Source organism: Gracilibacillus halotolerans, from assembly GCF_014206945.1.
GTDB lineage: Bacteria > Bacillota > Bacilli > Bacillales > Amphibacillaceae > Gracilibacillus > Gracilibacillus halotolerans.
The window spans coordinates 121,529-145,432 of sequence record NZ_JACHON010000001.1; the positions used below are offsets into that span (position 1 = coordinate 121,529).

At 37.2% G+C, this 23,904-nt stretch carries 24 protein-coding genes and 1 other annotated feature; of the genes, 23 read left to right on the plus strand and 1 reads right to left on the minus strand.

Features of this window, described 5'->3' with window-relative positions; all coding sequences use genetic code 11:
- Positions 1-471 precede the first annotated feature (471 nt).
- From spoIIGA to sigG, 3 genes are all read left to right on the plus strand, one after another.
- Complete coding sequence (gene spoIIGA / locus GGQ92_RS00635; RefSeq protein WP_184243501.1) at positions 472-1,362, plus strand: sigma-E processing peptidase SpoIIGA; 891 nt, start codon at positions 472-474, stop codon at positions 1,360-1,362.
- Positions 1,363-1,391: 29 nt separating this feature from the next.
- Entirely contained in the window at positions 1,392-2,111 is a 720-nt protein-coding gene (sigE, locus tag GGQ92_RS00640; RefSeq protein ID WP_184243503.1) for an RNA polymerase sporulation sigma factor SigE, read from the plus strand.
- Between the two features lie 141 nt (positions 2,112-2,252).
- The gene (gene sigG / locus GGQ92_RS00645) at positions 2,253-3,032 is read left to right on the plus strand and encodes an RNA polymerase sporulation sigma factor SigG (protein WP_184243505.1); all 780 of its coding nucleotides are present in this window, start codon (positions 2,253-2,255) and stop codon (positions 3,030-3,032) included.
- Positions 3,033-3,129: 97 nt separating this feature from the next.
- On the opposite strand, the gene GGQ92_RS00650 is transcribed toward sigG, so the two are convergent.
- Positions 3,130-3,279 (minus strand): YfhD family protein, encoded by a 150-nt coding sequence (locus GGQ92_RS00650; RefSeq protein WP_184243507.1) that lies wholly within the window; start codon positions 3,277-3,279, stop codon positions 3,130-3,132.
- Between the two features lie 143 nt (positions 3,280-3,422).
- Between GGQ92_RS00650 and GGQ92_RS00655 the strand changes: the two genes are divergently transcribed.
- From GGQ92_RS00655 to pyrE, 20 genes are all read left to right on the plus strand, one after another.
- Positions 3,423-3,677: a YlmC/YmxH family sporulation protein gene (locus GGQ92_RS00655; protein ID WP_184243509.1), complete on the plus strand. Its 255-nt coding sequence runs from the start codon at positions 3,423-3,425 to the stop codon at positions 3,675-3,677.
- Between the two features lie 90 nt (positions 3,678-3,767).
- Positions 3,768-4,577: a peptidoglycan editing factor PgeF gene (gene pgeF, locus GGQ92_RS00660; RefSeq protein WP_184243511.1), complete on the plus strand. Its 810-nt coding sequence runs from the start codon at positions 3,768-3,770 to the stop codon at positions 4,575-4,577.
- Between the two features lie 16 nt (positions 4,578-4,593).
- Complete coding sequence (locus GGQ92_RS00665; protein ID WP_184243513.1) at positions 4,594-5,274, plus strand: YggS family pyridoxal phosphate-dependent enzyme; 681 nt, start codon at positions 4,594-4,596, stop codon at positions 5,272-5,274.
- A gap of 12 nt (positions 5,275-5,286) precedes the next feature.
- Positions 5,287-5,709, plus strand: a complete 423-nt coding sequence (locus GGQ92_RS00670; RefSeq protein WP_184243514.1) for a cell division protein SepF — start codon at positions 5,287-5,289, stop codon at positions 5,707-5,709.
- 6 nt (positions 5,710-5,715) lie between these two features.
- A complete protein-coding gene (locus tag GGQ92_RS00675; protein WP_184243516.1) occupies positions 5,716-5,982 on the plus strand; it encodes a YggT family protein in 267 nt (88 codons plus the stop codon).
- A gap of 31 nt (positions 5,983-6,013) precedes the next feature.
- The gene (locus GGQ92_RS00680) at positions 6,014-6,787 is read left to right on the plus strand and encodes a YlmH family RNA-binding protein (RefSeq protein WP_184243518.1); all 774 of its coding nucleotides are present in this window, start codon (positions 6,014-6,016) and stop codon (positions 6,785-6,787) included.
- 127 nt (positions 6,788-6,914) lie between these two features.
- Positions 6,915-7,433, plus strand: coding sequence for a DivIVA domain-containing protein (locus GGQ92_RS00685; protein WP_184243519.1), 519 nt, complete (start codon positions 6,915-6,917; stop codon positions 7,431-7,433).
- 51 nt (positions 7,434-7,484) lie between these two features.
- Positions 7,485-7,709 (plus strand) — a binding site (T-box leader).
- Positions 7,710-7,777: 68 nt separating this feature from the next.
- Positions 7,778-10,528, plus strand: coding sequence for an isoleucine--tRNA ligase (gene ileS, locus GGQ92_RS00690; protein ID WP_184243521.1), 2,751 nt, complete (start codon positions 7,778-7,780; stop codon positions 10,526-10,528).
- A gap of 201 nt (positions 10,529-10,729) precedes the next feature.
- Positions 10,730-11,203 carry a signal peptidase II gene (gene lspA / locus GGQ92_RS00695; RefSeq protein ID WP_184243523.1) on the plus strand — a complete coding sequence of 158 codons (474 nt, stop codon included), beginning with the start codon at positions 10,730-10,732 and terminating at the stop codon, positions 11,201-11,203.
- On the plus strand, positions 11,200-12,114 hold the full coding sequence (locus GGQ92_RS00700; RefSeq protein ID WP_184243525.1) for an RluA family pseudouridine synthase: 915 nt from the start codon (positions 11,200-11,202) through the stop codon (positions 12,112-12,114). Before lspA ends, GGQ92_RS00700 begins: the two co-directional genes overlap by 4 nt.
- Positions 12,115-12,316: 202 nt before the next feature.
- Positions 12,317-12,868 carry a bifunctional pyr operon transcriptional regulator/uracil phosphoribosyltransferase PyrR gene (gene pyrR / locus GGQ92_RS00705; protein ID WP_184243527.1) on the plus strand — a complete coding sequence of 184 codons (552 nt, stop codon included), beginning with the start codon at positions 12,317-12,319 and terminating at the stop codon, positions 12,866-12,868.
- 181 nt (positions 12,869-13,049) lie between these two features.
- On the plus strand, positions 13,050-14,426 hold the full coding sequence (locus GGQ92_RS00710; protein WP_184243529.1) for a solute carrier family 23 protein: 1,377 nt from the start codon (positions 13,050-13,052) through the stop codon (positions 14,424-14,426).
- A 24-nt stretch (positions 14,427-14,450) separates the two neighbouring features.
- Complete coding sequence (locus GGQ92_RS00715) at positions 14,451-15,377, plus strand: aspartate carbamoyltransferase catalytic subunit (protein WP_184243530.1); 927 nt, start codon at positions 14,451-14,453, stop codon at positions 15,375-15,377.
- Positions 15,337-16,617, plus strand: a complete 1,281-nt coding sequence (locus tag GGQ92_RS00720; RefSeq protein WP_184243532.1) for a dihydroorotase — start codon at positions 15,337-15,339, stop codon at positions 16,615-16,617. The genes GGQ92_RS00715 and GGQ92_RS00720 overlap by 41 nt, the downstream gene beginning before the upstream one ends.
- Positions 16,614-17,705, plus strand: coding sequence for a carbamoyl phosphate synthase small subunit (locus GGQ92_RS00725; RefSeq protein ID WP_184243534.1), 1,092 nt, complete (start codon positions 16,614-16,616; stop codon positions 17,703-17,705). Before GGQ92_RS00720 ends, GGQ92_RS00725 begins: the two co-directional genes overlap by 4 nt.
- Complete coding sequence (gene carB, locus GGQ92_RS00730; RefSeq protein ID WP_184243544.1) at positions 17,706-20,903, plus strand: carbamoyl-phosphate synthase large subunit; 3,198 nt, start codon at positions 17,706-17,708, stop codon at positions 20,901-20,903.
- Positions 20,903-21,661, plus strand: coding sequence for a dihydroorotate dehydrogenase electron transfer subunit (locus tag GGQ92_RS00735; RefSeq protein ID WP_221437210.1), 759 nt, complete (start codon positions 20,903-20,905; stop codon positions 21,659-21,661). The genes carB and GGQ92_RS00735 overlap by 1 nt, the downstream gene beginning before the upstream one ends.
- Complete coding sequence (locus GGQ92_RS00740; protein WP_184243548.1) at positions 21,658-22,572, plus strand: dihydroorotate dehydrogenase; 915 nt, start codon at positions 21,658-21,660, stop codon at positions 22,570-22,572. Before GGQ92_RS00735 ends, GGQ92_RS00740 begins: the two co-directional genes overlap by 4 nt.
- Positions 22,565-23,269, plus strand: coding sequence for an orotidine-5'-phosphate decarboxylase (gene pyrF / locus GGQ92_RS00745; protein ID WP_184243550.1), 705 nt, complete (start codon positions 22,565-22,567; stop codon positions 23,267-23,269). Before GGQ92_RS00740 ends, pyrF begins: the two co-directional genes overlap by 8 nt.
- Positions 23,262-23,885, plus strand: coding sequence for an orotate phosphoribosyltransferase (gene pyrE, locus GGQ92_RS00750; protein ID WP_184243552.1), 624 nt, complete (start codon positions 23,262-23,264; stop codon positions 23,883-23,885). The genes pyrF and pyrE overlap by 8 nt, the downstream gene beginning before the upstream one ends.
- Positions 23,886-23,904: the final 19 nt, after the last annotated feature.

Here is a 23,904-nt window from a genome sequence, read left to right on the forward strand (position 1 = left end):
TATTCTGTGGCAAAGAACGCCACGTCAAGCCTTACTTAAGCTTGTCGGGGGTGAACAAGGCGCTTGCGCTTTTCTTATTGTCTAGCTATGCGCCTACCCCCTCGAGGTCTTAAGTAATGCTATTCTGTGGCAAAGAACGCCACGTCAAGCCTTACTTAAGCTTGTCGGGGGTGAACAAGGCGCTTGCGCTTTTCTTATTGTCTAGCTATGCGCCTATCCCCCTCGAGGTCTTAAGTAATGTTTTTCTGCAATACCTTGCCAATCTATTCCTCAATTTTTAAACGATAGTTTAGTTTTCCTTCTCATTGGTTACTTTCATATACCACAGTAGACAAAAAAATAATTCTACAAAGAAGCCAATTTTCCTTGAAAAAAAGAGGGTTTTTGCATACAAACTCTGACAGACTTTTTGTTTTATGTTTCCTATACTAGAGCTAATATGATTTCTATTAAAGTGAAAGGAAGGAAAAGGTGGTAGTATATGTAGAACTTGTTTGGTTACTAAATTTCTTTATTGATTGGATGATTCTTTTACTTACACAGTATGTGACAAAGGAGCCAGTTAAAAGATTTCGGCTACTATTCGCAGCTGTTTTTGGATCATTGATAGTACCTTTTTCAATATTATTTCCATCATTTCCTCATGAGCTTTGGTTCGTTAAGATTTTATATTCATTCTTTATTATCTTAATCGGATTCGGATATCACAGTATAGCCAAATTGTTTAGGGTCATATTTATGTTTTATTTGATGACATTTTCTATTGGTGGTGGCTTATTAGCAGTACATTTTTTATTTCAATCAAATCAACATTTATCTTCTGTTGAGTTATCCAATGGAAGTATTGATGCGTTATTTGTGTTGCTTTGTTTTCCTGTTATTTGGTACTTTACGAGAAATCGTATGGACAAGCACAAGCTACAATCATTGCACGATGATTTTATATACCAGGTAACCATCAAGTGGAACGACAAAAATGTGTCGTTCGATGGCTATTTGGATAGTGGTAATCATTTGGTGGATCCTCTCACACAAAAACCAGTAATAGTGATAGATGAAAGCGTATTAAGTGAGTTTTTTACAGTAATAGAATTAGAAAGATTACGTGGTTTAAAGGAACAACTACTAAGTGGCCAACAAGATGACGATTTATCGAAAATGTTTTCGATTATTCCCTATCAAGGAGTAAATGGCATGACGGATTTTATGATCGGCTTTAAACCAGATCTCTTTATGATTACTACGGATAAAGGAATTTACAAAACGAAAAGAGTTTTAATTGGTATTCAATTTGGCAGATTAGTAGCTGATAATAGCTACCAATGCCTATTACATCCAAAACTTATCCAACATGTTGGATAGATAAAACATATAAAAGGAGCTGTATTAAATTGTTAAAACTACGACCTAAAGTGATTATGGCATTTTACAAAGTTCTAAAGAAATTTGGATTTAAAGTTGATGAAATATATTACATAGGTGGAAGCGAAGCACTTCCGCCACCACTTTCAAAAGAAGAGGAATTTGAATTGATTAATAAGTTGCCAATCGGGGATAAGGCTGCTAGGGCAATGCTTATTGAAAGAAATTTGCGACTTGTCGTATATATTGCGCGTAAGTTTGAAAATACAGGTATCAATATTGAAGACTTAATTAGTATTGGAACGATTGGTCTCATAAAAGCAATCAATACGTTTAACCCGGAAAAGAAAATCAAGCTTGCAACCTATGCTTCCCGATGTATTGAGAATGAAATTTTAATGTACCTACGAAAAAATAGTAAAACAAAAACAGAAGTGTCTTTCGATGAACCTTTAAACGTTGACTGGGATGGTAATGAGCTTTTGTTATCGGATGTATTAGGAACAGAAGAAGATGTAACATTTAAAGGATTGGAGGAACGGGTTGAAAAATCGTTATTACGAAAAGCACTTGAACAACTTAATGGAAGAGAGCGACAAATAATGGAGCTCCGATTTGGTTTAGTTAATAATAAAGAAATGACCCAAAAAGATGTTGCTGATTTATTAGGTATTTCCCAGTCTTATATTTCAAGGTTAGAGAAGAAAATTATCAAACGATTACAAAAGGAATATAACAAAATGGTATAAATATGATACTTCTTACTAACCGTTAGCTTTCGTCAACTTTTCACCTTTAAAAATAGGAATGTTACCTCTACTTTATGCATAAAACCATCTGGATTGGTGATACTTACTTCTGAGAAGGATCTCCAATCGGGAGGGTACAAAATGACAAGACATAAAGTAGAGATATGTGGTGTTGATACTGCAACATTACCTGTACTAAAAAATGAAGAAATGAGAATTTTATTTAAAGCAATGCAGAACGGGGATCGGTCTGCACGTGAAAAATTAGTAAATGGAAATTTGCGTCTTGTACTTAGTGTGATCCAGCGATTCCAAAATCGTGGAGAATATGGGGACGATTTATTTCAAGTAGGCTGTATAGGTTTATTGAAGTCAATCGATAATTTTGACTTGAGTCAGAATGTGAAATTTTCTACTTATGCAGTTCCAATGATCATAGGTGAAATTAGAAGATACTTACGCGATAACAATCCGATCCGTGTCTCAAGATCATTACGTGACATTGCTTATAAAGCGCTACATGCAAGAGAGAAATTATTAAGTAAAACATCAAAAGATCCTTCACCCGCTGAAATTGCAAAGGAATTAGACGTTCCAGTAACAGATGTAATCTTTGCTTTAGATGCAATACAAGATCCAGTATCATTATTCGAGCCTATATTTAATGATGGTGGCGACCCTATTTATGTAGTCGATCAAGTAAGTGATGACCAAGTAGATGATAATGAATGGATCAATCATCTATCCATTAAGGAAGGTATGCGAAAATTAAATAAACGTGAAAAGCTCATCTTAAATAAAAGATTTTTTCAAGGTAAAACCCAAATGGAAGTTGCAGAGGAAATAGGAATATCTCAAGCGCAAGTATCCCGCTTAGAAAAAGCAGCTATCAAAGAAATGAATAAAGAAATGTTTGAATAGAGAAATATTCTTCTGTCAGAAACCGAACGATCTCTGTGTGACTCGTTCGGTTTCATTAGTAATTTAACCTTCATCAAATTATAACTTCTCTAATGACTTATAACTTTTTATAAAAATCCTTCATTGTATCTTCATGTAAATCGAATTCTTTTGCTATTTCTACATCATCTCTTTTTCTTAATTGGTTTTTAGGCGTTTGTGCTAAAATACTTCTGCCTTTTTTTCGATGGTGTTCATCTCTACCCATAATGCCAGCTCCTTTTCGAGAATTGATTCCACTAAAGAGAAGAAATCATTCATAGTTTTAACAAGCCCCATGCAATAATACATGCTATATATCGCCATATTTTTAGAAAGACATGCATATACTTTCGTATAGAGGTGATTAGCATGGTTACTTTATCTCAATTACAAATGAAAGATATTGTGTTTATGGAGGATGGAACAAGGATAGGTAATTTATCAGATATTGACATTAATGTAGAGACTGGTAAGGTAATTAGTCTCGTCGTAACAACAAAAGCTAAGGTACTTGGTGTATTTGGTGAATCGAGAGAGATTATTATTCCGTGGAATCACGTCATTAAAATCGGGCAGGACGTCATTTTAGTACGAAAAATAGATAGTTACACAGCGATTTCCTAAGATAATTTGTTGTTACTTAGGGAATCGCTTCTTTCTTCTGTTTTGATTCGGCAATTTATGATAAAATGAGAGCGATAAGGAGAGAAAATGATGGTTGAACCTTTTAACATCTCTAGCGATGATTCGATACTGTGGATTACTGAATGGATGAAAAAAGATCCACAATTAGTAGCAGGATTCACAACAAAATATGGCGGTGATAGCAGTAAGGATTATGAAAGTCTTAACCTCGGTTTACATGTAGGTGACAAACCAAGTACTGTAATACAAAACCGCCACATCATTAGTGAAAAACTTCGATTTCCACTTAAATCTTGGATATTGACAGAGCAATGTCACGGTAACCAGGTTTTAATTGTTGGAGAAAAAGATAAAGGAAGAGGAGCTTTTGACTCTAGAGATGCACTTCAACTTGCTGACGGAATGTTAACAGATACACCAGGTGTACTCTGTGTGACCATGTATGCAGATTGCGTACCACTTTTCTTTCTAGATTCAACAACAAAAACAGTTGCTGTAGTACATGCAGGTTGGAAGGGATCTGTAAAAGAAATTGCAAAACAAACAGTCAAACAATTTACAGACCACTCATCTAAGATAGAGGATTTACAAGTTGTGATAGGACCTTGTATATGCAAAGACTGCTATGAGGTTGACGAATCAGTCATTAAATACATTGATGAAAAATATTCGGATGCTTATGTAGAAAAAGGTAATAAATACTTATTGGATTTAAAGAGACTAAACGAATTAATATTACATGACGCAGGGATTACCTCCGACCAAATTCAACAAACAACGTATTGTACGTTCGAAGATTCTATGTTTTATTCACATCGAAGGGATAATCAACATACTGGTCGGATGATTGGTTTTATTGGTTATCGTATGAAGGAGTAAGGAGAGGAATTAGGTTATGTCAGTCGCAAAGAATTATCAAGAAATACAACAACACATTGAAAATGCTTGTAACAAAGTGGGCAGAGATAAAGAGGATATTACCGTTATTGCTGTAACAAAATATGCTACAATAGAAACAGCACAAGAGGCGGTTGCGGCAGGAGTTCGACATTTAGGCGAAAACAGGCTGGAAGGATTTCAAGAGAAAAAAGATGCACTTGGAAATGATGTTTCGTGGCATTTTATCGGTACATTACAATCACGAAAAGTGAAGGACTTAATTCATGACATCGATATACTTCATTCCCTTGATCGCAAATCGTTAGCTAAGGAAATTCATAAACGAGCTGAGGAGACGGTTCCTTGCTTTGTACAAGTTAATGTGAGTGGCGAAGAATCGAAACATGGACTTGCTATCGATGAAGTGAAACCTTTCATTGAGTCACTTTCTAATTATGATAAAGTTAAAGTAATTGGATTAATGACTATGGCACCTCATACAGACGATGAAGAAGTTCTTCGTCAGACGTTCAGAAGTTTGCGTAGAATGCGAGATGAAATTATGGATCTTCAATTACCACATGCACCGTGTCAATACTTGTCCATGGGAATGAGTAACGATTATCAGATAGCGATTGAAGAAGGAGCTACGCATATACGAGTTGGATCTAAATTAGTCGGATCCTATCAGTCTTAAGGAGGGGAAAAGGTGAGTATGAAGGGAAAACTTCGTAATATTTTTGGTTTTGATGAAGATGAATATGAAGTAATTGAGGAAGAAGTAACAGAACCTGTGGCTGAGGAAGGTAAATCGAAGCGCAAAAATGTCGTCAGTCTCCAAGCAGTTCAAAAGTCGAGTAAGATGATTTTATGCGAGCCAAGATCATATGAGGAAGTTCAAGATATTGCTGACCATATTATGAATCGACGTTCGGTAGTTGTTAATTTACAACGTGTAGACGTACAAGAAGCGCGAAAAATTATCGATTTTCTAGGTGGAGCTGTATACGCTCTTTCCGGTGAAATGAAAAAGGTAGGATCACAGACGTTTTTATGTGCACCTGATCATGTAGAAGTGACAGGGAACATTACCGAGGTTATGGAAGATATAGACTTAGATCAAAGGTGGTAAATGTGAATGGGTATGTTGGTTGATTTAATCTTTACAGCTATAAGAATTTATTCTTATGCGATTATTATTTATATTTTAATGTCATGGTTCCCTGGGGCGAGAGAATCTTCATTTGGTGAGATGCTTGGGAAAATTGTCGAACCGTATCTAGAACCATTTAGACGCTTTATTCCTCCTATCGGCGGTATGATTGATATTTCACCAATCGTTGCTATATTAGTGTTGAATTTTGCAAGCATGGGCTTAGCGCAGATATTATCCATGCTATTATAATAGTTGAACTGTAAAAAAGAGGAGATAGTAAATGACTATATATCAGCATTTTCGCGACGATGAACATCCATTCATTGACCAGATATTATCGTGGCGCGAAGAAGTTGAACAAAAATATGCGGGTAAACTTACCGATTTCCTTCATCCCCGTGAACAAAAGATTATGCAATTAATTATAGGAAAAGATGAAGAGTGGAAGCTAGATTTTTTTGGAGGGTGGAACAATGCCGAAAGGAAGAGAGCCTATCTTTATCCTTACTATGAGGAGATAAGTGATGCGAATTTTGATACGGAATTGTTAGAAACTACGTACCCAGAAAAATTTGTTACCATTACGCATCGGGATGTTCTCGGTGCATTCTTATCAGTAGGTATTAAACGAAAGAAAATCGGTGACATTATGATTAGCAACGGTAAGATTCAAATATTGGTTAGTAAAGAAATTACAGATTACTTACTAATTAATGTAACATCGATTAAAAACGCAAATGTTTCGTTTGAGTCCGTTCCATTTGAAAGAATGCTTCCGAAAAATGAAATGTGGAAAGAATCACAACGTACATGTGCCTCATTAAGAATGGATGTTTTAATAAAAGAAATTTACCAAGTATCTAGACAAGAAGCAAGTCAGCTTATTAAAAAAGGATTAGTAAGAGTGAACTTCCAAACAGTTGATAATCCAGCCTTTCTTATGGAGGAAGAGGATTTAATATCCGTAAGAGGAAAAGGTAGAGCGCGGATTAAAGAGTTCCATGGAAAAACAAAAAAAGACAAAATTCGCTTTACTTTTGAAAAATTACAATAAACGTAGTACGTTTTCCGTCATTTTGTGGTACTATATGTATAAGATGCACGCTTTTTTATTTAATAAGGTTTTAGATACCTAATTTTTGATAAAAGTGTGAATTATTTATTAACGGGAGGTGGCCGGTGTGCCCTTGACACCGCTTGACATCCATAATAAGGAGTTTGCAAGAGGATTCCGCGGCTATGATGAGGATGATGTGAACGAGTTTCTAGACCAGGTCATCAAAGATTATGAAGCGGTAATCCGTGAGAAAAAAGAGTTAGAAACCAAGGTTGAGCAATTAAATGAAAAGCTGAACCATTTTTCCGATATCGAAACAACCCTGAACAAATCCATATTAGTTGCTCAGGAAACGGCTGAAGAAGTGAAAGAAAACGCACGGAAAGAGTCTAAGCTAATAATGAAAGAAGCCGAGAAAAATGCGGATCGTATTATTAATGAGGCATTACACCGTTCTCGTTCAATCGCATTAGAAGTAGAAGAATTAAAGAAGCAAGCAAAAGTATTTCGTACTCGCCTAAAAATGCTTGTTGAAGCCCAGCTTGATTTGATTAAAAATGATGATTGGGATGGATTATTAAAGGGAAATTTTGAAGAAGATGAAGAAGAGAATAATGAAACAGAAGATGCCAACCTTTATTAAACCTTGACGCACTACATATTATTACATATAATTTTAACAAGAAAATAACAAAACAATGTGTAGATTAGGACAGTACGTTAATTGTTAACTATTAGAGCGAGTCTGGGAGGGTGAAAGCCAGACATAGTAGATTAACGGAAAATCACCTAGGAGCAGTTATGCTGAAATACAAAGTAGGTATAACCGTGTTATTCACGATACGAATGATAAAGTGGTCAATTTAACTAGTAATGATTGACTATAAGGGTGGTACCGCGAGCTCCTCTCGTCCCTTCTTGGGATAAGAGGGGCTTTTTTTATATGTAAGCTCGTTTTGTTAATTGGAAATAGAAAGGAAGAGGATTATGGAATATAAAGAAACGTTATTAATGCCAAAAACAGAGTTCCCAATGCGTGGAAATTTACCAAATAAAGAGCCAAAGATGCAAGAATCTTGGGATCAAAATGACTTATATGGAAAAGTACAGGAAAGAACGAAGGGGCGTCCACTATTTGTCCTGCATGACGGACCACCATATGCAAATGGAGATATCCATATGGGCCATGCACTAAACAAAGTGCTAAAAGACTTTATTGTTAAATATAAGTCGATGTCTGGATTCCATGCTCCATATGTTCCTGGCTGGGATACACACGGTTTACCAATCGAAACAGCATTGGCAAAGAAAAAAGTAAATCGAAAGAAAATGTCCATTTCGGAATTTCGTCAAAAATGTGCGGAATATGCACTAAAGCAAATTGATAATCAAAGAACACAATTTAAACAGCTTGGCGTTCGCGGGGATTGGGAAAATCCTTATATTACATTGAATAATGAGTATGAAGCAGCTCAAATTCGTGTATTCGGGGATATGGCTAAAAAGGGTTATATTTATAAAGGGTTAAAACCTGTATATTGGTCGCCGTCTTCTGAATCAGCACTTGCAGAGGCTGAAATTGAATATAAAGATAAGCGATCTCCATCTATTTATGTTGGTTTTGATGTGAAAGATGGTAAAGGACTGCTTGAAGGCGACGAACAATTCGTCATCTGGACGACAACTCCTTGGACTCTCCCAGCTAACTTAGCGATCGCTGTACATCCAGACTTAGATTATGCGGTTGTAAAAGTTGAAGGAAAAAAATATATTATTGCTGAACAAATGATAGACGATGTAAAGTCGAACTTAGAATGGGACCAAGTAGATGTTATAAAAACATTCAAAGGTCAGGAAGCAGAGAGATTAGTCGCTAAGCATCCTTTCTATGACCGTGAATCACTTATTATTTTAGGAGATCATGTTACAACAGAAAGTGGTACAGGACTTGTTCATACAGCACCAGGTCATGGTGAAGATGACTTTTTTGTAGGTAAGCAGTACGATCTTGACGTATTATGCCCCGTTGATGAGAAAGGTTATTTCACGGAGGAAGCACCTGGATTTGAAGGAATGTTCTACGATAGTGCAAACAAAGAAATTACTCAGAAATTAGAAGAAAGCGGAAATTTATTAAAATTAGAATTTATTACGCACTCCTATCCTCATGACTGGAGAACGAAAAAGCCAACAATTTTCCGTGCAACAAATCAGTGGTTTGCTTCCATTAAAGATTTTCGTGACGATATTTTGGATGAAATTAAACGCGTGAATTGGGTGCCTGAATGGGGCGAAACAAGATTATACAATATGGTTCGTGACCGTGAAGATTGGTGTATCTCTCGTCAACGTACTTGGGGTGTACCTATTCCAGTTTTCTATGCGGAGGACAGAACCCCAATCATTACGGATGAAACAATTGAACATGTGGCGAACTTATTTGCTGAGCACGGTTCTAATATCTGGTTCGAATGGGAGACAAAAGATTTATTGCCTGAGAACTTTACACATAGTGGAAGCCCTAACGGTGAATTTACTCGTGAAATGGATATTATGGATGTTTGGTTCGACTCTGGTAGTTCTCACGAAGGTGTCTTACAAGACCGTGAAGAATTAAGAAGACCTGCAGATGTTTATTTAGAAGGTTCTGACCAATATCGTGGCTGGTTCAACTCTTCGATTTCAACAGCTGTTGCCGTAACAGGTAAATCACCATATGAAACAGTAATTAGCCATGGATTTGCTCTTGATGGTCAAGGTAGAAAAATGAGTAAATCGATTGGAAATGTTGTTGTTCCATCTAAAATTATGAAACAGTATGGAGCAGATATCCTTCGTTTATGGGTTGCTTCCGTAGACTATCAAGCAGATGTACGTATTTCCGATGAGATTATCAAACAAACATCAGAAGGCTACAGAAAGATTCGAAATACATTCCGCTTTTTACTAGGAAATTTAAATGATTTCACATTGAATGATCGTTTAAATGATGACCAATTAGAAGAAGTGGATCGTTATATGCTCGTACGTTTACAACAAGTGATTGATAAAGTTAGAAAAGCATATGATAATTATGATTTCTCGACAGTTTATCAAACTGTTCATCATTTCTGTGCAATTGAATTGAGCTCCTTCTATTTAGATTTCGCAAAAGATATCTTGTACATCGAAGCGAAGGATAACGTTCGCCGTAGAAGTATTCAAACCGTTTATTATGAAATTGTTACTGCATTAACGAAGCTAATGAGTCCAATCTTAACGCATACTATGGAAGAGGTTTGGAGACATATTCCTGGAGTGGAAGAAGACTATGTTCAATTAACGGATATGCCAGAAGCTAGAGAAATAAAAACGAATGCTGATTTAGTTCAGAAATGGTCTGCTTTTATGGATGTACGTAATGACATCTTAAAAGCATTAGAAGAAGCAAGAAATGAAAAAGTAATTGGTAAATCACTCGAAGCATCGATAGTTATTCAACCGAATAACTCGGATGTAAAAGAACTACTTTCGACGATTCCGTATTTGCATCAATTATTAATTGTTTCTCATGCAGAAGTTACAGATACATTGGAGGACGGTAAAACGTTTGAACATGTTACAGTTAAAGTAACGAAGCATAACGGAGAAACGTGTGAGCGTTGTTGGGTAGTTTCTGATACAGTTGGAGACGATAATAAACACCCTAGTTTATGTACACGATGTGCAGAGATTGTAGAAGAAAACTATAGTAACTAAAATAGTATCTTTTAAAAAGTTATGGCATTGATTCGGTGAACTGGATCAATGCCATCTTTTTGCCCAACTAAAAATAGAAGAACAACCGTAATAGGATCGTTATGGCTACTTTCTAATGGTTCATCATGATATATCATGCTATAATTGTTTGGAAGCTTTTTACTAAGTGAACGAAACGGTAGGATTCGGAGGTACTGTTTAATGTGGAGAGTATATGTTATTGCGGTAATCGCAATTGCAATTGATCAACTAACGAAGTGGTTGGTTGTACATAATATGGAAATTGGAGAAAGAATTACAATTATCGAAAACTTCTTTTATCTTACTTCTCACCGTAACTCAGGAGCAGCGTGGGGTATTCTAGCAGGTCAAATGACTTTCTTTTATATAATTACGGTAATAGTCGTCGGCTTTATTGTTTATTATATACATAAGCATGCTAAAGGTCATAAATGGCTAGGCTTTTCTTTAGCACTCGTTTTAGGTGGTGCTATTGGAAACTTTATTGATCGCCTATTTCGTAAGGAAGTGGTCGACTTCTTCGATTTTTACATTTTTAATTATAATTATCCAATCTTTAACATTGCCGACTCTTGTCTAGTAGTTGGTGTAATCATCTTGTTTATTGTAACAATAATGGATGAGAGAAAAAACAAAAGGATGAATGCCTCATGAGTGAACAACAATATATTATAACTGAAGAAGATAGAGGAAAGAGATTGGACAAGCTAATGGTTGATATTACGGAGGGTCATTCGAGATCTCAAATCAAAACATGGTTTGAAAAAGATCATATTAAGGTGAATGGTGAAGTTGTCAAGCAAAATTACAAATGCCAGCCTAATGATCTAGTTACATGGGAGATTCCAGAGATCGAACAATTGAACTTAGAACCCAAAAATATTCCGTTAGATATTGTTTATGAGGACAAAGATATACTTGTAGTTAATAAAAAGAGCGGTATGGTTGTACATCCTTCCGCAGGTCACCAAGATGACACGTTAGTTCATGCTTTACTTTATCATTGTAAAGACTTATCAGGTATTAATGGTGTAGAGCGGCCTGGAATTGTTCATCGACTAGATAAAGATACAAGTGGCTTACTTGTCGTTGCTAAAAATGATCAAGCACACGTAGGTCTAGCCGAACAGCTCAAAGATAGGAAAATGGAAAGAAATTATCAAGCAATTGTGCATGGCGATATTCCTCATGATTATGGAACTGTAGAGGCGCCAATCGGTAGGAGTGAAAAAAATCGCCAGTTGATGGACGTAACAGATAAAGGAAAACCAGCTGTTACTCATTTTGAGGTGATTGAACGGCTACACGGTATGTATTCTGTTGTAAAATGTAAGCTTGAGACTGGTAGAACGCATCAAATACGTGTACATATGAAATATATCGGATATCCGATTGTAGGAGATCCTAAATACGGACCACGTAAGACAACAGATGTGGATGGCCAGGCGCTACATGCCTATCAGGTGGCTTTTAACCATCCTGTAACGAACACTCCTCTAACGTTTGAAGTAGAACCACCAGAGAAGTTTAAACAAGTTTTAGAAAATATACGCAAAAGTTATTGACAGAGTCCATTTTATTTGAAATAATAGATTCGACAAACAAAGACCTTTTAAAACAGTCCCGTGAGGCTGAAAAGGAATACGGTGAAGAATACATTTGTATCCTCTAGTGGGTACATGTATTCAAAAACCCCTTATTCTTCTTACGGAGGATAAGGGTTTTTTTATTCCAGTAAAGGGCTATTTAAAGAGATGGGGTGTTACAGTGAAGAAGAAGGCAAACATACTAGATCAAGCAGCGATTAGAAGAGCGTTAACAAGAATTGCGCATGAAATTTTAGAGCGTAATAAAGGTGTTGAAGGATTAGTTCTCGTAGGAATAAAGACTCGTGGTGTCCCTTTAGCAAACAGACTCCAAGCCCGTATTAAAGAAATCGAAGGTGTAGATATTTCAACTGGAGAGTTAGACATCACTATGTATCGAGATGATTTAACACATGTGGATGATGAAAAACAACCTAAATTAAAAGATACAAAACTAAATGAGCAAATTACAGGTAAGAAAGTGGTTCTTGTCGATGATGTGCTATATACAGGCAGGACAGTAAGAGCGGCGATGGATGCATTAATCGACTATGGTAGACCATCTCAAATACAATTAGCGGTTTTAGTTGATCGAGGTCACAGAGAATTACCAATCCGTGCAGATTATATTGGAAAGAACATTCCAACTTCACGTGAAGAAATTATAAATGTAGATTTAGAAGAAATAGATGGGCAAGACAGTGTAAGTATTTACGAAAAAATAAACGAATAATAAGACCTTTAAGAACAAGTACAGAGATGCTTGCAAGGTCGCAGGAAAGCCTCCCTAATTATGTAGTTTTTTAGGTGAGGTGTACCCCTTTGCGATTTTGCAAAGGGGTTTTTCTTATTTTGTAAGTGAGTATGGTTCGATAGATTAAAAATAGAGAAATGTTAGATGAGGAGAATGAATAATGCAAGATAAGAGTAAAGTGCTAGATGTAAAAGAGGTTCCTAAATTATCAAATTGGTTCTTATTAAGTATACAACATTTGTTTGCCATGTTTGGAGCAACAATTTTAGTACCTTTCTTAACAGAGTTATCGCCTGCTGTAGCGTTAGTATCAAGTGGACTTGGTACATTAGCTTACTTGCTGATCACGAAAGGACAAATTCCTGCCTATTTAGGATCAAGCTTTGCTTTCATCACGCCAATAACAAGTGCGATGGCAGTTAGTGGCGAAGGTGGCGTTATGGTTGGGGCATTTATTGCCGGACTAGTTTACGGTGTGTTATCTCTAGCTATTAAAGCTTTTGGAACAGGTTGGATACTCAAGGTTCTTCCACCTGTAGTAGTAGGACCAGTAATAGTAGTTATCGGGTTAGGACTTGCACCGACCGCGATAGATATGGCGATGAATGTGGATGGTGCATATAGTGGCATACACCTAAGTGTTGCAGCTGTAACATTATTAATTACAGTATTAGGTTCTGTTTTCTTTCGAGGCTTCTTCGGAATTATCCCTATCTTAATAGGTATTGTTGGTGGTTACACCTATTCATTGATTATCGGTGCAGTGACATCTGTTCAAGTAGTAGATACTAGCGGAATTAAAGAAGCATGGAACAATATCGTCCAAAGTGACTCGATTCTAGGATCAATATCAGCGATTTTCGTAATGCCAGAGTTCATCATTCCATTTGCTGATTACAATCCACTAGAAGTCATTAACTGGAGTATTATCATCCTTATGGTACCAATAGCGGTTGTGACAGTTGCCGAGCATATTGGAGATCAAATGGTTTTATCCAAAATATCAGAGCGGAATTTTATTGAAAAACCAGGTTTACATTGCTCAATTCTAGGTGATGGAGTTGCAACTATCATTGCAAGTTTAATAGGTGGTCCACCAAATACAACATATGGAGAAAACATTGGTGTACTTGCGATTACAAGAGTGTTTAGTGTATTTGTTATCGGTGGGGCGGCTGTGCTGGCAGTTATGTTCGGATTTATTGGAATTATTACAGAGATTATTAGTTCTATACCAACACCAGTAATGGGTGGGGTTTCGATTCTTCTGTTCGGGATTATCGCTTCAAGTGGATTGCGAATGCTGATTGATAATCAAGTGGATCTAGGAATTAAGAGAAACTTAGTAATTTCCTCTGTCATTCTTGTCATCGGGGTTGGTGGTGCAGCTGTTCGTTTGAAATTTGGAGACGCGAACTTAGCCATAGAAGGTATGGCATTAGCAGCTATTGTTGGGTTAATTCTTAACTTAGTGATTCCAGGAAGAGAAGCAGGATATGGAAATGGGAAAATGTTTGCTAGTCCGGAAGATAAATAACTAAAAGGATGGGTGGATGTTCAAATGAATAGTTTCCTTTCAATGAAAGATATGTCTAATACGGAAATTCATCGATTAATTAAACGTGCGAATGAAATTCAAAAAAAAGGCTATAAACCATTTGAAAAACAATATTTTGCAGCCAATTTATTCTTTGAACCTAGTACTAGAACAAAGATGAGCTTTGTTGTAGCAGAGAGAAAACTAGGCATGGAAGTACTAGATTTTACGGCGGAATTTTCAAGTATTTTAAAAGGCGAAAGCTTATATGATACTGCTCGAATGTTCGAATCTATAGGTGCAAACCTAATAGTATTAAGACACCAACAAGAAAATATTGCAAAGGAACTTTCAGAAAGTATTCATATACCTGTGATTAATGCCGGAGATGGGACAGGTGAACATCCGACTCAATGCTTACTAGATTTAGTAACGATTTATCAAGAATTTGGACATTTCAACGGACTTAACGTCGTCATTGCAGGCGACATTAAGCATAGTCGTGTAGCAAGGTCAAACGCTTATGCATTATCTCAGCTTGGTTGTAATGTCTATGTATCTGGAAATCCTGAATGGCGTGATGATCGATTAGACTATGAAATGATAACGATGGATGAAGCTGTTGAAGTGGCAGATGTACTTATGCTGCTACGAATTCAGCATGAAAGACATAATCAACATGAAGATATTCAAGTAGATAGTTATCTACAAAACTACGGATTAACGAAGCAACGAGAAAAACGAATGAAACAACATGCAATTGTGTTACACCCTGCACCAGTAAATAGAGGTGTAGAGATAGATACAGAATTAGTAGAATGCAAGAGATCGAGAATTTTTAAGCAAATGGAAAATGGAGTAGCAGCGAGAATGGCAGTAATCGAATCTACATTAAGAGGGGGAGCAGTACATGAAAACAATCTTAACAAACGTTCAGCAATTACAGGATGATGGCCGATTAACATCTTGTGAGATAGAAATTACAGACGGAAAAATTAGTGCAATCGGTAACCATTTACCGAAAGATAATGCAGAGCAAATTGACGGTAAGGGTAATGTAGTCGTACCTGGATTTATCGATGTTCATGTACATTTACGAGAGCCGGGTGGAGAGGCAAAGGAAACAATTGAAACAGGAACAAGAGCTGCCGCAAGAGGTGGTTACACAACGGTGTGTTCTATGCCCAATACGAAACCAGTTCCAAGTACGAAAGAAGTCATGGATCAAATACAACAAAAGATTGAGGAAAAGTCTGTTATTCGTGTTCTTCCTTATGCGTCCATAAGCAAGGATTTGTCAGGTACGGAATTAGCTGAGATGGAAGCTTTAAAAGAAGCAGGAGCGTTTGCTTTTACGGATGACGGGGTAGGAATCCAGACTGCTGGTATGATGTTAGAAGCTATGAAGGAAGCAGCAAGACTAAATATGGCAATCGTAGCTCACTGTGAAGATAACTCCTTAATTTATGGTGGAGTGATGCATGATGGATCTACGAATAAAAAACTGGATTTACCTGGTATTCCTTCTGTCTGTGAATCGGTACAAATCGCAAGGGATGTCCTATTAGCGGAAGCTACAGGCTGTCATTATCATGTTTGTCATGTAAGCACAAAGGAATCTGTGCGTGTTATCCGTGACGCTAAGCGTGCCGGTATCCATGTAACTGCGGAAGTTTCCCCTCATCATCTTTTATTAGATGAAAATGATATAAAAGAGAACGATGCGGACTTTAAAATGAATCCACCACTTCGTTCAAAAGAGGATAAAGAAGCATTAATTGAAGGACTGTTAGATGGAACGCTAGATTTTATCGCTACAGACCATGCTCCACATACGAAAGAAGAAAAAGCTAATGGAATGGAGAATGCGCCTTTTGGAATCGTCGGATTGGAAACGGCATTTCCTTTACTCTATACTCATTTCGTTCAAAAAGGTGTCTGCTCGTTAAAACAGTTAATTGATTGGATGACCATTAAACCAGCAGAAGTTTTTCAGTTACCATATGGAAAGCTAGAAATTAATAGAAGTGCAGACTTAACGTTGCTTAACTTAGAAGAATCGTTTCAACTAGATCGTTCTACCTTCTTATCAAAAGGGAAAAACACGCCGTTTGACAATTGGGAAGTTACTGGAAAAACAATCATGACTATTTTTGAAGGGGATATTGTCTTCGAGGAGGAAATACGATGAAAAGACTACTAGTATTAGAAGATGGGACCACATTTGTTGGAGAAGCATTTGGATCAGAACAAGAAAAAATAGGTGAGGTTGTATTTACAACAGGTATGACAGGCTATCAAGAAGTTCTATCTAATCCAGCTAACTGCGGACTAATGGTAGTAATGACGTATCCAGTCATCGGTAGCTACGGTATTAATCGCGATGATTTTGAATCGATTAACCCATGCTTGTTTGGTGTCATCGTAAAAGAGTTTAGTCAAGCTCCATCAAATTTTAGAAGTGATGAAGATATTGACACATTCTTAACGGCAAACAATATCCCGGGGATAAGTGGAATCGACACAAGAAAGCTAACAAGACACATCCGAACGAAAGGGGCAATGCGTGGTATCCTCTCTCGTGCAGGAGATACGGATAAAGAAGCACTATTAGATAAATTAAAAAGTGAGCCACCTATACGTAATCAAGTGGAAATGGTGTCCACTGCAAAACCTTATGTCGTACCTGGCAGAGGAAAGCGCGTAGTATTAATAGATTATGGAGTCAAACATGGTATATTACGAGAACTTACAAAACGAAATTGCCATGTTACTGTCGTACCATATAATTATTCTGCAGAAAGTATATTACGATTACAGCCAGATGGTATTTTGTTATCCAACGGACCTGGAAATCCAAAAGATGTCGAAGGTGCGCAATCCACGATACAAGCAATAATGAAAAAAGCTCCTATTTTTGCTGTTGGGTTAGGTCATCAACTATTTGCCTTAGCATCTGGTGCAGACACAGAAAAGATGTTGTTTGGACATCATGGAGGTAATCAACCTGTTTATGATACAGAGACAAAACGAGCGTATTTAACCTCCCAAAATCACGGTTATGTAGTCAATAAAGAGTCTGTAGTTCATACAGATTTAGAAATTACCCAATATGCACTTAATGATAAAACAATAGAAGGGTTGAGACACCTACAATTACCAGCACTCTCCGTACAATACTATCCCGAGGGAGCGCCAGGGCCAGATGAAACAACTTTTTTATTTGATCGATTTATGGAATTAATGCAAACTTCGAAAGCCGTAAAGGAGGAAGTGTAAATGCCGAAAAGAACAGACATTGAAAAAATCCTAGTAATAGGTTCAGGGCCAATTGTTATTGGTCAAGCTGCAGAGTTTGATTATTCCGGAACACAAGCATGCCAAGCTTTAAAAGAAGAAGGCTATACAGTTATTCTCGCAAACTCAAATCCTGCAACAATTATGACAGACCATACGGTTGCTGATACGGTATACATGGAACCTTTAACGGTTGAATTTTTATCAAAAATAATTCGAAAAGAACGTCCAGATGCTATTTTACCAACACTTGGTGGCCAAACTGGCTTAAATCTAGCGGTTGCATTAGACGAATCTGGTATTTTGAAAGAATACAATACCGAATTATTAGGAACAAGATTAGATGCAATTGAGCAAGCAGAAGATCGAGAGAAATTTCGTCAGTTAATGAACGAAATTTCGGAACCTGTACCTGAGAGTGTTATCGTACATACAGTCGACGAGGCAATACAGTTTTCTAAAGAAATCGGCTTCCCTTTAATCGTTCGACCAGCGTATACTTTAGGCGGTACCGGTGGAGGAATGTGTTATAACGAAGACGATTTACGTGATATTACTAGAAATGGCTTAAAGCTCTCACCTGTAGGCCAGTGTTTAATAGAAAGAAATATTGCCGGCTTTAAAGAAATAGAATTTGAGGTTATGAGAGATAAGAAAGACCAAGCTCTTGTAGTATGTAGTATGGAGAACTTTGATCCCGTAGGTATACATACGGGTGACTCTATTGTTGTCGCTCCTGCTCAAACACTAAGTGATCGTGAATATCAAATGCTTCGTTCTGCCTCTTTAAAAATTATTCGCTCTTTAGGAATTGAAGGAGGCTGTAATGTTCAACTTGCTCTAAATCCGGATTCCTTTGAATATTACATTATTGAGGTAAATCCAAGAGTAAGTCGTTCCTCTGCACTCGCATCAAAGGCAACTGGTTATCCAATCGCAAAAATTGCAGCTAAAATTGCAGTTGGACTTACGTTAGATGAAATAAAGAATCCAATTACCGGTGTGTATGCATGCTATGAGCCAACTGTAGATTATGTTGTATCTAAATTTCCTCGCTTCCCATTTGATAAATTTGTATTAGGTAATAGGGAATTAGGCACACAAATGAAGGCAACTGGTGAAATTATGGCGATAGGACGTACATTTGAAGAAGCAATAATGAAAGGAATCCGATCACTGGATATAAGTGGTGAGGACTTTTATCTTCCGAAAGTAGTAAAGCTTTCAACCGAAACTTTGAAAGAAAGATTAGTGAAAGCAGATGATGAAAGAATCTATATATTAGGAGAAGCGCTAAGAAGAGGTATTTCAACGGAAGAAATTCACCAGTTAACAAAAATAGATCCATTATTTTTAGGCAAATTGAAAGATATTATTGATTTTGAGACAACCTTGAAAGAATATAAGAACGATATTGAGGTGCTAAAACAAGCAAAACAACTAGGATTCTCTGACACTCATATCGCGCGATTATGGGGAGTTACGTCCGACGAAATTTACAACGTAAGAAAACAAGAAAACATTATTCCTGTATACAAAATGGTAGATACGTGTGCAGCAGAATATGAATCCGAAACAGCTTACTTTTATAGCTCATATGAGGAAGAAAATGAGTCAGCCGTTTCCGATCGTAAAAAGGTTGTCGTTATTGGTTCCGGTCCAATTCGTATTGGGCAAGGTATCGAATTTGATTATGCTACTGTCCATTCTGTTCTCGCTTTAAGAGAGGCAGGCTATGAAGCAATTATAATGAACAGTAACCCAGAAACGGTTTCCACTGATTTCACGGTATCAGATAAGTTATATTTCGAACCACTGACACTCGAGGATGTTATGCATGTGATAGATTTAGAAAAACCAGAAGGAGTTATTGTCCAATTTGGTGGTCAAACAGCAATCAACCTTGCAGAAGGCTTAGAGAGAAGAGGAGTAAAAATTCTTGGAACTTCCTTACGAGCAATCGATATGGCTGAAGACCGTGACAAGTTTGAACAATTATTAAGAGAACTGGAAATCGCTCAACCGAAAGGAAAATCGGTTCTTAAGCTGAATCAAGCAAAAGAAACTGCAAAAGAAATTGGTTATCCAGTTCTTGTACGACCATCTTACGTTATTGGTGGAAGTCAAATGGAGATCGTTTATAACGAAGAAGAATTAGAGGCGTATTTAGAAAAAACAGATCACATTGAACATAGACACCCAGTTCTAATCGATAAATATTTAACAGGAATCGAAGTAGAAGTAGACGCCATTAGTGATGGAGAAACGGTAATCATACCTGGAGTAATGGAACACATTGAAAGAGCCGGGGTTCACTCAGGTGATTCTATAGCAGTATATCCTGCACAACGACTAACAGAAGAGACGAAAAACAAATGTGTGGAGATAACTACGAAAATTGCTCGACGATTAGAAGTAAAAGGATTAATAAACATTCAATTCGTTGTCCATCAAGGTGAAGTCTATGTGTTGGAGGTTAATCCGCGTGCAAGTCGTACGATACCTTTCCTAAGTAAAATAACAGGAGTAACAATGGCAGATCTAGCCACCCGTTCTATTATAGGAGAATCACTTCAAGATAATGGTTACGAAAGCGGATTGCTCGAGGAACCAGAGACAATCTCTGTTAAGATACCTGTATTTTCATTTGAAAAATTACGAAGCGTTGATACGATGTTAGGGCCTGAGATGAAATCAACGGGAGAGGCAATAGGGAGAGATCGCACGCTTGCCAAAGCATTGTATAAAGGACTAACGGCATCTGGTTTGAAAATACCTTTAGATGGAGCGATTTTAATAACAGTTGCTGATAAAGATAAAGAGGAAGCATGTGATATTGCGGAGAAATTCCATGAGTTAGGCTTCCAGCTTTATGCTACACAAGGTACGGCTAAGGCAATTCAAGCTAGAAACTTACCAGTTATAGAAGTAGGTAAAGTTGGTTCGAATAGTAAAAATGTTATTTCCATTATCGAGCAAGGTGAAGTACAAATGGTCGTTAACTCCTTAACCTCGGGTAAGCAACCGAGATCAGACGGCTTCCGCATTCGAAGAGAAGCTGTAGAACATGGAATTGCGTGTTTAACTAGTTTGGATACAGCAGAAGCGATTATTAATGTAATAGAATCCACTACATTTACGGCTAGACCGGCAGTAGCAGGAAAGGCTGTGGTAAGGTGATGGAGCGACAACTATTACCAATTATTAAGCAATCTCAAATTGCTTATGAAACGTTTGAAATAGTATTCAGAACGAGTCTTGCACAACAATTAAAGCCAGGGCAATTTGTTCATATTGCCCTTCCAAACCATATATTAAGAAGGCCAATATCTGTAGCCAATGTCAATCCAATAGAAAATACATTTACGATTATTTTTAAAATATTTGGTGATGGTACGAAAATGTTGAGTACGTATCAAGTTGGTAATACGTTAGATGTTATATTGCCTTGTGGAAGCCATTACCCGATAGAGGACTTACATGTGAGGAAGGCACTAATTGTTGGTGGAGGTGTTGGGGTTCCTCCCCTCTACTATCTAGCGAAAACCCTCAAAGAAAAAGGTGTGGACGTTACTTCAATTTTAGGGTTTCAAGGTAAAGAGCATGTCTTTTATGAAGAGAAATTCCAACAACTTGGCGATACACACATCGCTACAAATGACGGTAGCTATGGAGTAAAAGGATTTGTTACAGATGTAATAAAACAAATAGAACCTGAGTTCGATTATTACTTTTCATGTGGACCGACACCTATGCTACAAGCAGTAACGAATGTGATGGGAGATAAACAAGGCTTCATCTCTTTAGAGGAACGAATGGGTTGTGGAGTCGGGACATGTTATGCGTGTATCGTCCCACTAAAGAGCAATCCGGAAAAATCTTTAAAAATTTGCAAAGATGGTCCTGTGTTTGCTGCGAATGAGGTGGTATTAGGATGACATTACGTATAAGCATGCCTGGACTAAATCTGAAAAATCCGGTTATGCCTGCATCTGGATGTTTTGGTTTTGGGAAGGAATATAGTCAATTTTATGACTTGAATGAATTAGGAGCCATCATTATCAAAGCGGCTACTAAAGAACCTCGTTATGGTAATCCTACCCCTCGAGTAGCAGAAACAGCGAGTGGGATGTTAAATGCAATTGGTCTTCAAAACCCTGGAGTACAAGGGATCATTGAAGAGGAGCTACCTTTTTTACAACAATTTTCGACACCTGTCATTGCTAATGTGGCAGGGAGTACGATAGAAGAATATGTCTATGTTGCTAAGTCATTTAACGAAACAAATGGAGTTCAAGCTCTAGAATTAAATATTTCATGTCCGAATGTAAAAGAAGGCGGCGTCCAGTTCGGAACAGATCTTCAGCTAGCAAAAGAAGTCACATATAAAGTGAAAGAGGTAAGTAGACACCCGGTTTATGTTAAGCTTTCTCCTAATGTAACAAATATAGTAGAAATGGCTAGGGGAGTAGTAGACGCAGGTGCTGATGGCCTTTCTATGATTAATACGTTGACAGGGATGCAAATCAATTTAAAAATGAAACGACCGATCATTGCGAACAAAACAGGTGGTTTATCAGGACCAGCAATTAAGCCGATAGCAATTCGAATGATTTATGAAGTGAAGCAAGCTGTAGATGTTCCGATTATTGGAATGGGTGGAATTGAAACAGCGGAAGATGTACTCGAGTTTTTACTAGTAGGTGCAAATGCTGTAGCGGTAGGAACAGCAAACTTTCGAAACCCGTTAGTATGTAGTGAAATCATTAAAGAACTACCACACGTATTAGAAATGTATGGATTTTCTAGTGTGGAAGAAGCTATTGGGAAGGGGCATACTCATGGATAAGCCATTTTTTTTAGCATTAGATTTTTCTACCGGGGAAGAAGCAAAAACTTTTTTACAGACGCATTCCTTAGATGGAGTGCCAGTAAAAGTAGGAATGGAGCTTTTTTATCGTGAAGGTCCTGAAATAGTGAAATGGTTAAAAGAAAATGGACACGCGATTTTCCTAGATTTAAAGTTACATGATATTCCTCACACTGTTGAAAAAGCAATGTATAACCTCGCAAAATTAGGAGTAGATATAGTCAATGTTCATGGCCTTGGAGGTAGTAAAATGATCCAAGCAGCGAAACGAGGTTTAGAAGAGGGTACTGATACACATGTACCTAAGTTAATTGCTGTTACGTTATTAACCTCCATGGACCAAGACACACTAAACGATGAGTTACGAATAGATGACGATATAGCTAAAACAGCGGAACATTTAGCTGTGTTGGCGAAAAATAATGGTGCGGATGGCGTCGTTTGTTCTGCTCATGAAGCCCATTTAATTAAACAAGCATGTGGAGACACATTTTTAACCGTTACCCCTGGAATTCGTTTGTCTGATTCATCAAAAAATGACCAAGCGAGAATTGCAACACCTTCTTTTGCAAAAAGAAATGGTGCAGACTATTTAGTAATCGGAAGAACCGTTACTAACTCAGAAAATCCAAGTGAAGCTTATCAACAAGTAGTGGAGGAGTGGAAGTATGCCTAACGGAAAAGAAATAGCTAACGCGTTATATGAGATTAATGCAATTCAAATTAAACCTGATCGTTCTTTTACTTGGACATCGGGTATCCAATCACCAATTTATTGTGATAATCGTTTGACAATGTCTTATCCAAAAGTACGAAAGAAAATTGCAAAAGAATTTGCAAGAATGGTAGAGGAGCTTCCTGAAAAACCAGACTGTATTGCTGGCTGTGCTACTGCTGGGATACCTCATGCTGCGTGGTTAAGTGACTATTTGGATTTACCGATGGTATACGTGCGTTCTAAACCAAAAGGACATGGAAAGAAAAATCAAATAGAAGGACTAATTAATGAGGGAGATAAGGTTATTGTTATTGAAGATCTTATTTCAACAGGTGGCTCTTCGTTAGAAAGTGCCAGAGCATTACAAGAAAGTGGCGCACAAGTTTTAAGTGTTTTTGCTATTTTTAGCTACGGTTTAAAAAAGGCGTCTCGGATGTTTGAAGATGCTCAAATTCCTTTTCAAACAATCTCAAATTTTGATATTCTAGCTGAAACTTTATTCGAAAAAGAGCAGATATCAGAAAGAGAAAAAGATAGTTTGTTAGAGTGGCGAGATGAATTAGGAGGAAATTAATATTTCCCGGGTAACCGCA

Excerpts from the sequence above, each read along its gene's own strand:
- sigG (WP_184243505.1), top strand. The coding sequence starts at position 2,253 with ATGACAAGACATAAAGTAGAGATATGTGGTGTTGATACTGCAACATTA.
- GGQ92_RS00650 (WP_184243507.1), bottom strand. The coding sequence starts at position 3,279 with ATGGGTAGAGATGAACACCATCGAAAAAAAGGCAGAAGTATTTTAGCA.
- GGQ92_RS00655 (WP_184243509.1), top strand. The coding sequence starts at position 3,423 with ATGGTTACTTTATCTCAATTACAAATGAAAGATATTGTGTTTATGGAG.
- pgeF (WP_184243511.1), top strand. The coding sequence starts at position 3,768 with ATGGTTGAACCTTTTAACATCTCTAGCGATGATTCGATACTGTGGATT.
- GGQ92_RS00665 (WP_184243513.1), top strand. The coding sequence starts at position 4,594 with ATGTCAGTCGCAAAGAATTATCAAGAAATACAACAACACATTGAAAAT.
- GGQ92_RS00675 (WP_184243516.1), top strand. The coding sequence starts at position 5,716 with ATGGGTATGTTGGTTGATTTAATCTTTACAGCTATAAGAATTTATTCT.
- GGQ92_RS00680 (WP_184243518.1), top strand. The coding sequence starts at position 6,014 with ATGACTATATATCAGCATTTTCGCGACGATGAACATCCATTCATTGAC.
- ileS (WP_184243521.1), top strand. The coding sequence starts at position 7,778 with ATGGAATATAAAGAAACGTTATTAATGCCAAAAACAGAGTTCCCAATG.
- lspA (WP_184243523.1), top strand. The coding sequence starts at position 10,730 with ATGTGGAGAGTATATGTTATTGCGGTAATCGCAATTGCAATTGATCAA.
- GGQ92_RS00700 (WP_184243525.1), top strand. The coding sequence starts at position 11,200 with ATGAGTGAACAACAATATATTATAACTGAAGAAGATAGAGGAAAGAGA.
- GGQ92_RS00710 (WP_184243529.1), top strand. The coding sequence starts at position 13,050 with ATGCAAGATAAGAGTAAAGTGCTAGATGTAAAAGAGGTTCCTAAATTA.
- GGQ92_RS00715 (WP_184243530.1), top strand. The coding sequence starts at position 14,451 with ATGAATAGTTTCCTTTCAATGAAAGATATGTCTAATACGGAAATTCAT.
- GGQ92_RS00720 (WP_184243532.1), top strand. The coding sequence starts at position 15,337 with ATGAAAACAATCTTAACAAACGTTCAGCAATTACAGGATGATGGCCGA.
- GGQ92_RS00725 (WP_184243534.1), top strand. The coding sequence starts at position 16,614 with ATGAAAAGACTACTAGTATTAGAAGATGGGACCACATTTGTTGGAGAA.
- carB (WP_184243544.1), top strand. The coding sequence starts at position 17,706 with ATGCCGAAAAGAACAGACATTGAAAAAATCCTAGTAATAGGTTCAGGG.
- GGQ92_RS00735 (WP_221437210.1), top strand. The coding sequence starts at position 20,903 with ATGGAGCGACAACTATTACCAATTATTAAGCAATCTCAAATTGCTTAT.
- GGQ92_RS00740 (WP_184243548.1), top strand. The coding sequence starts at position 21,658 with ATGACATTACGTATAAGCATGCCTGGACTAAATCTGAAAAATCCGGTT.
- pyrF (WP_184243550.1), top strand. The coding sequence starts at position 22,565 with ATGGATAAGCCATTTTTTTTAGCATTAGATTTTTCTACCGGGGAAGAA.
- pyrE (WP_184243552.1), top strand. The coding sequence starts at position 23,262 with ATGCCTAACGGAAAAGAAATAGCTAACGCGTTATATGAGATTAATGCA.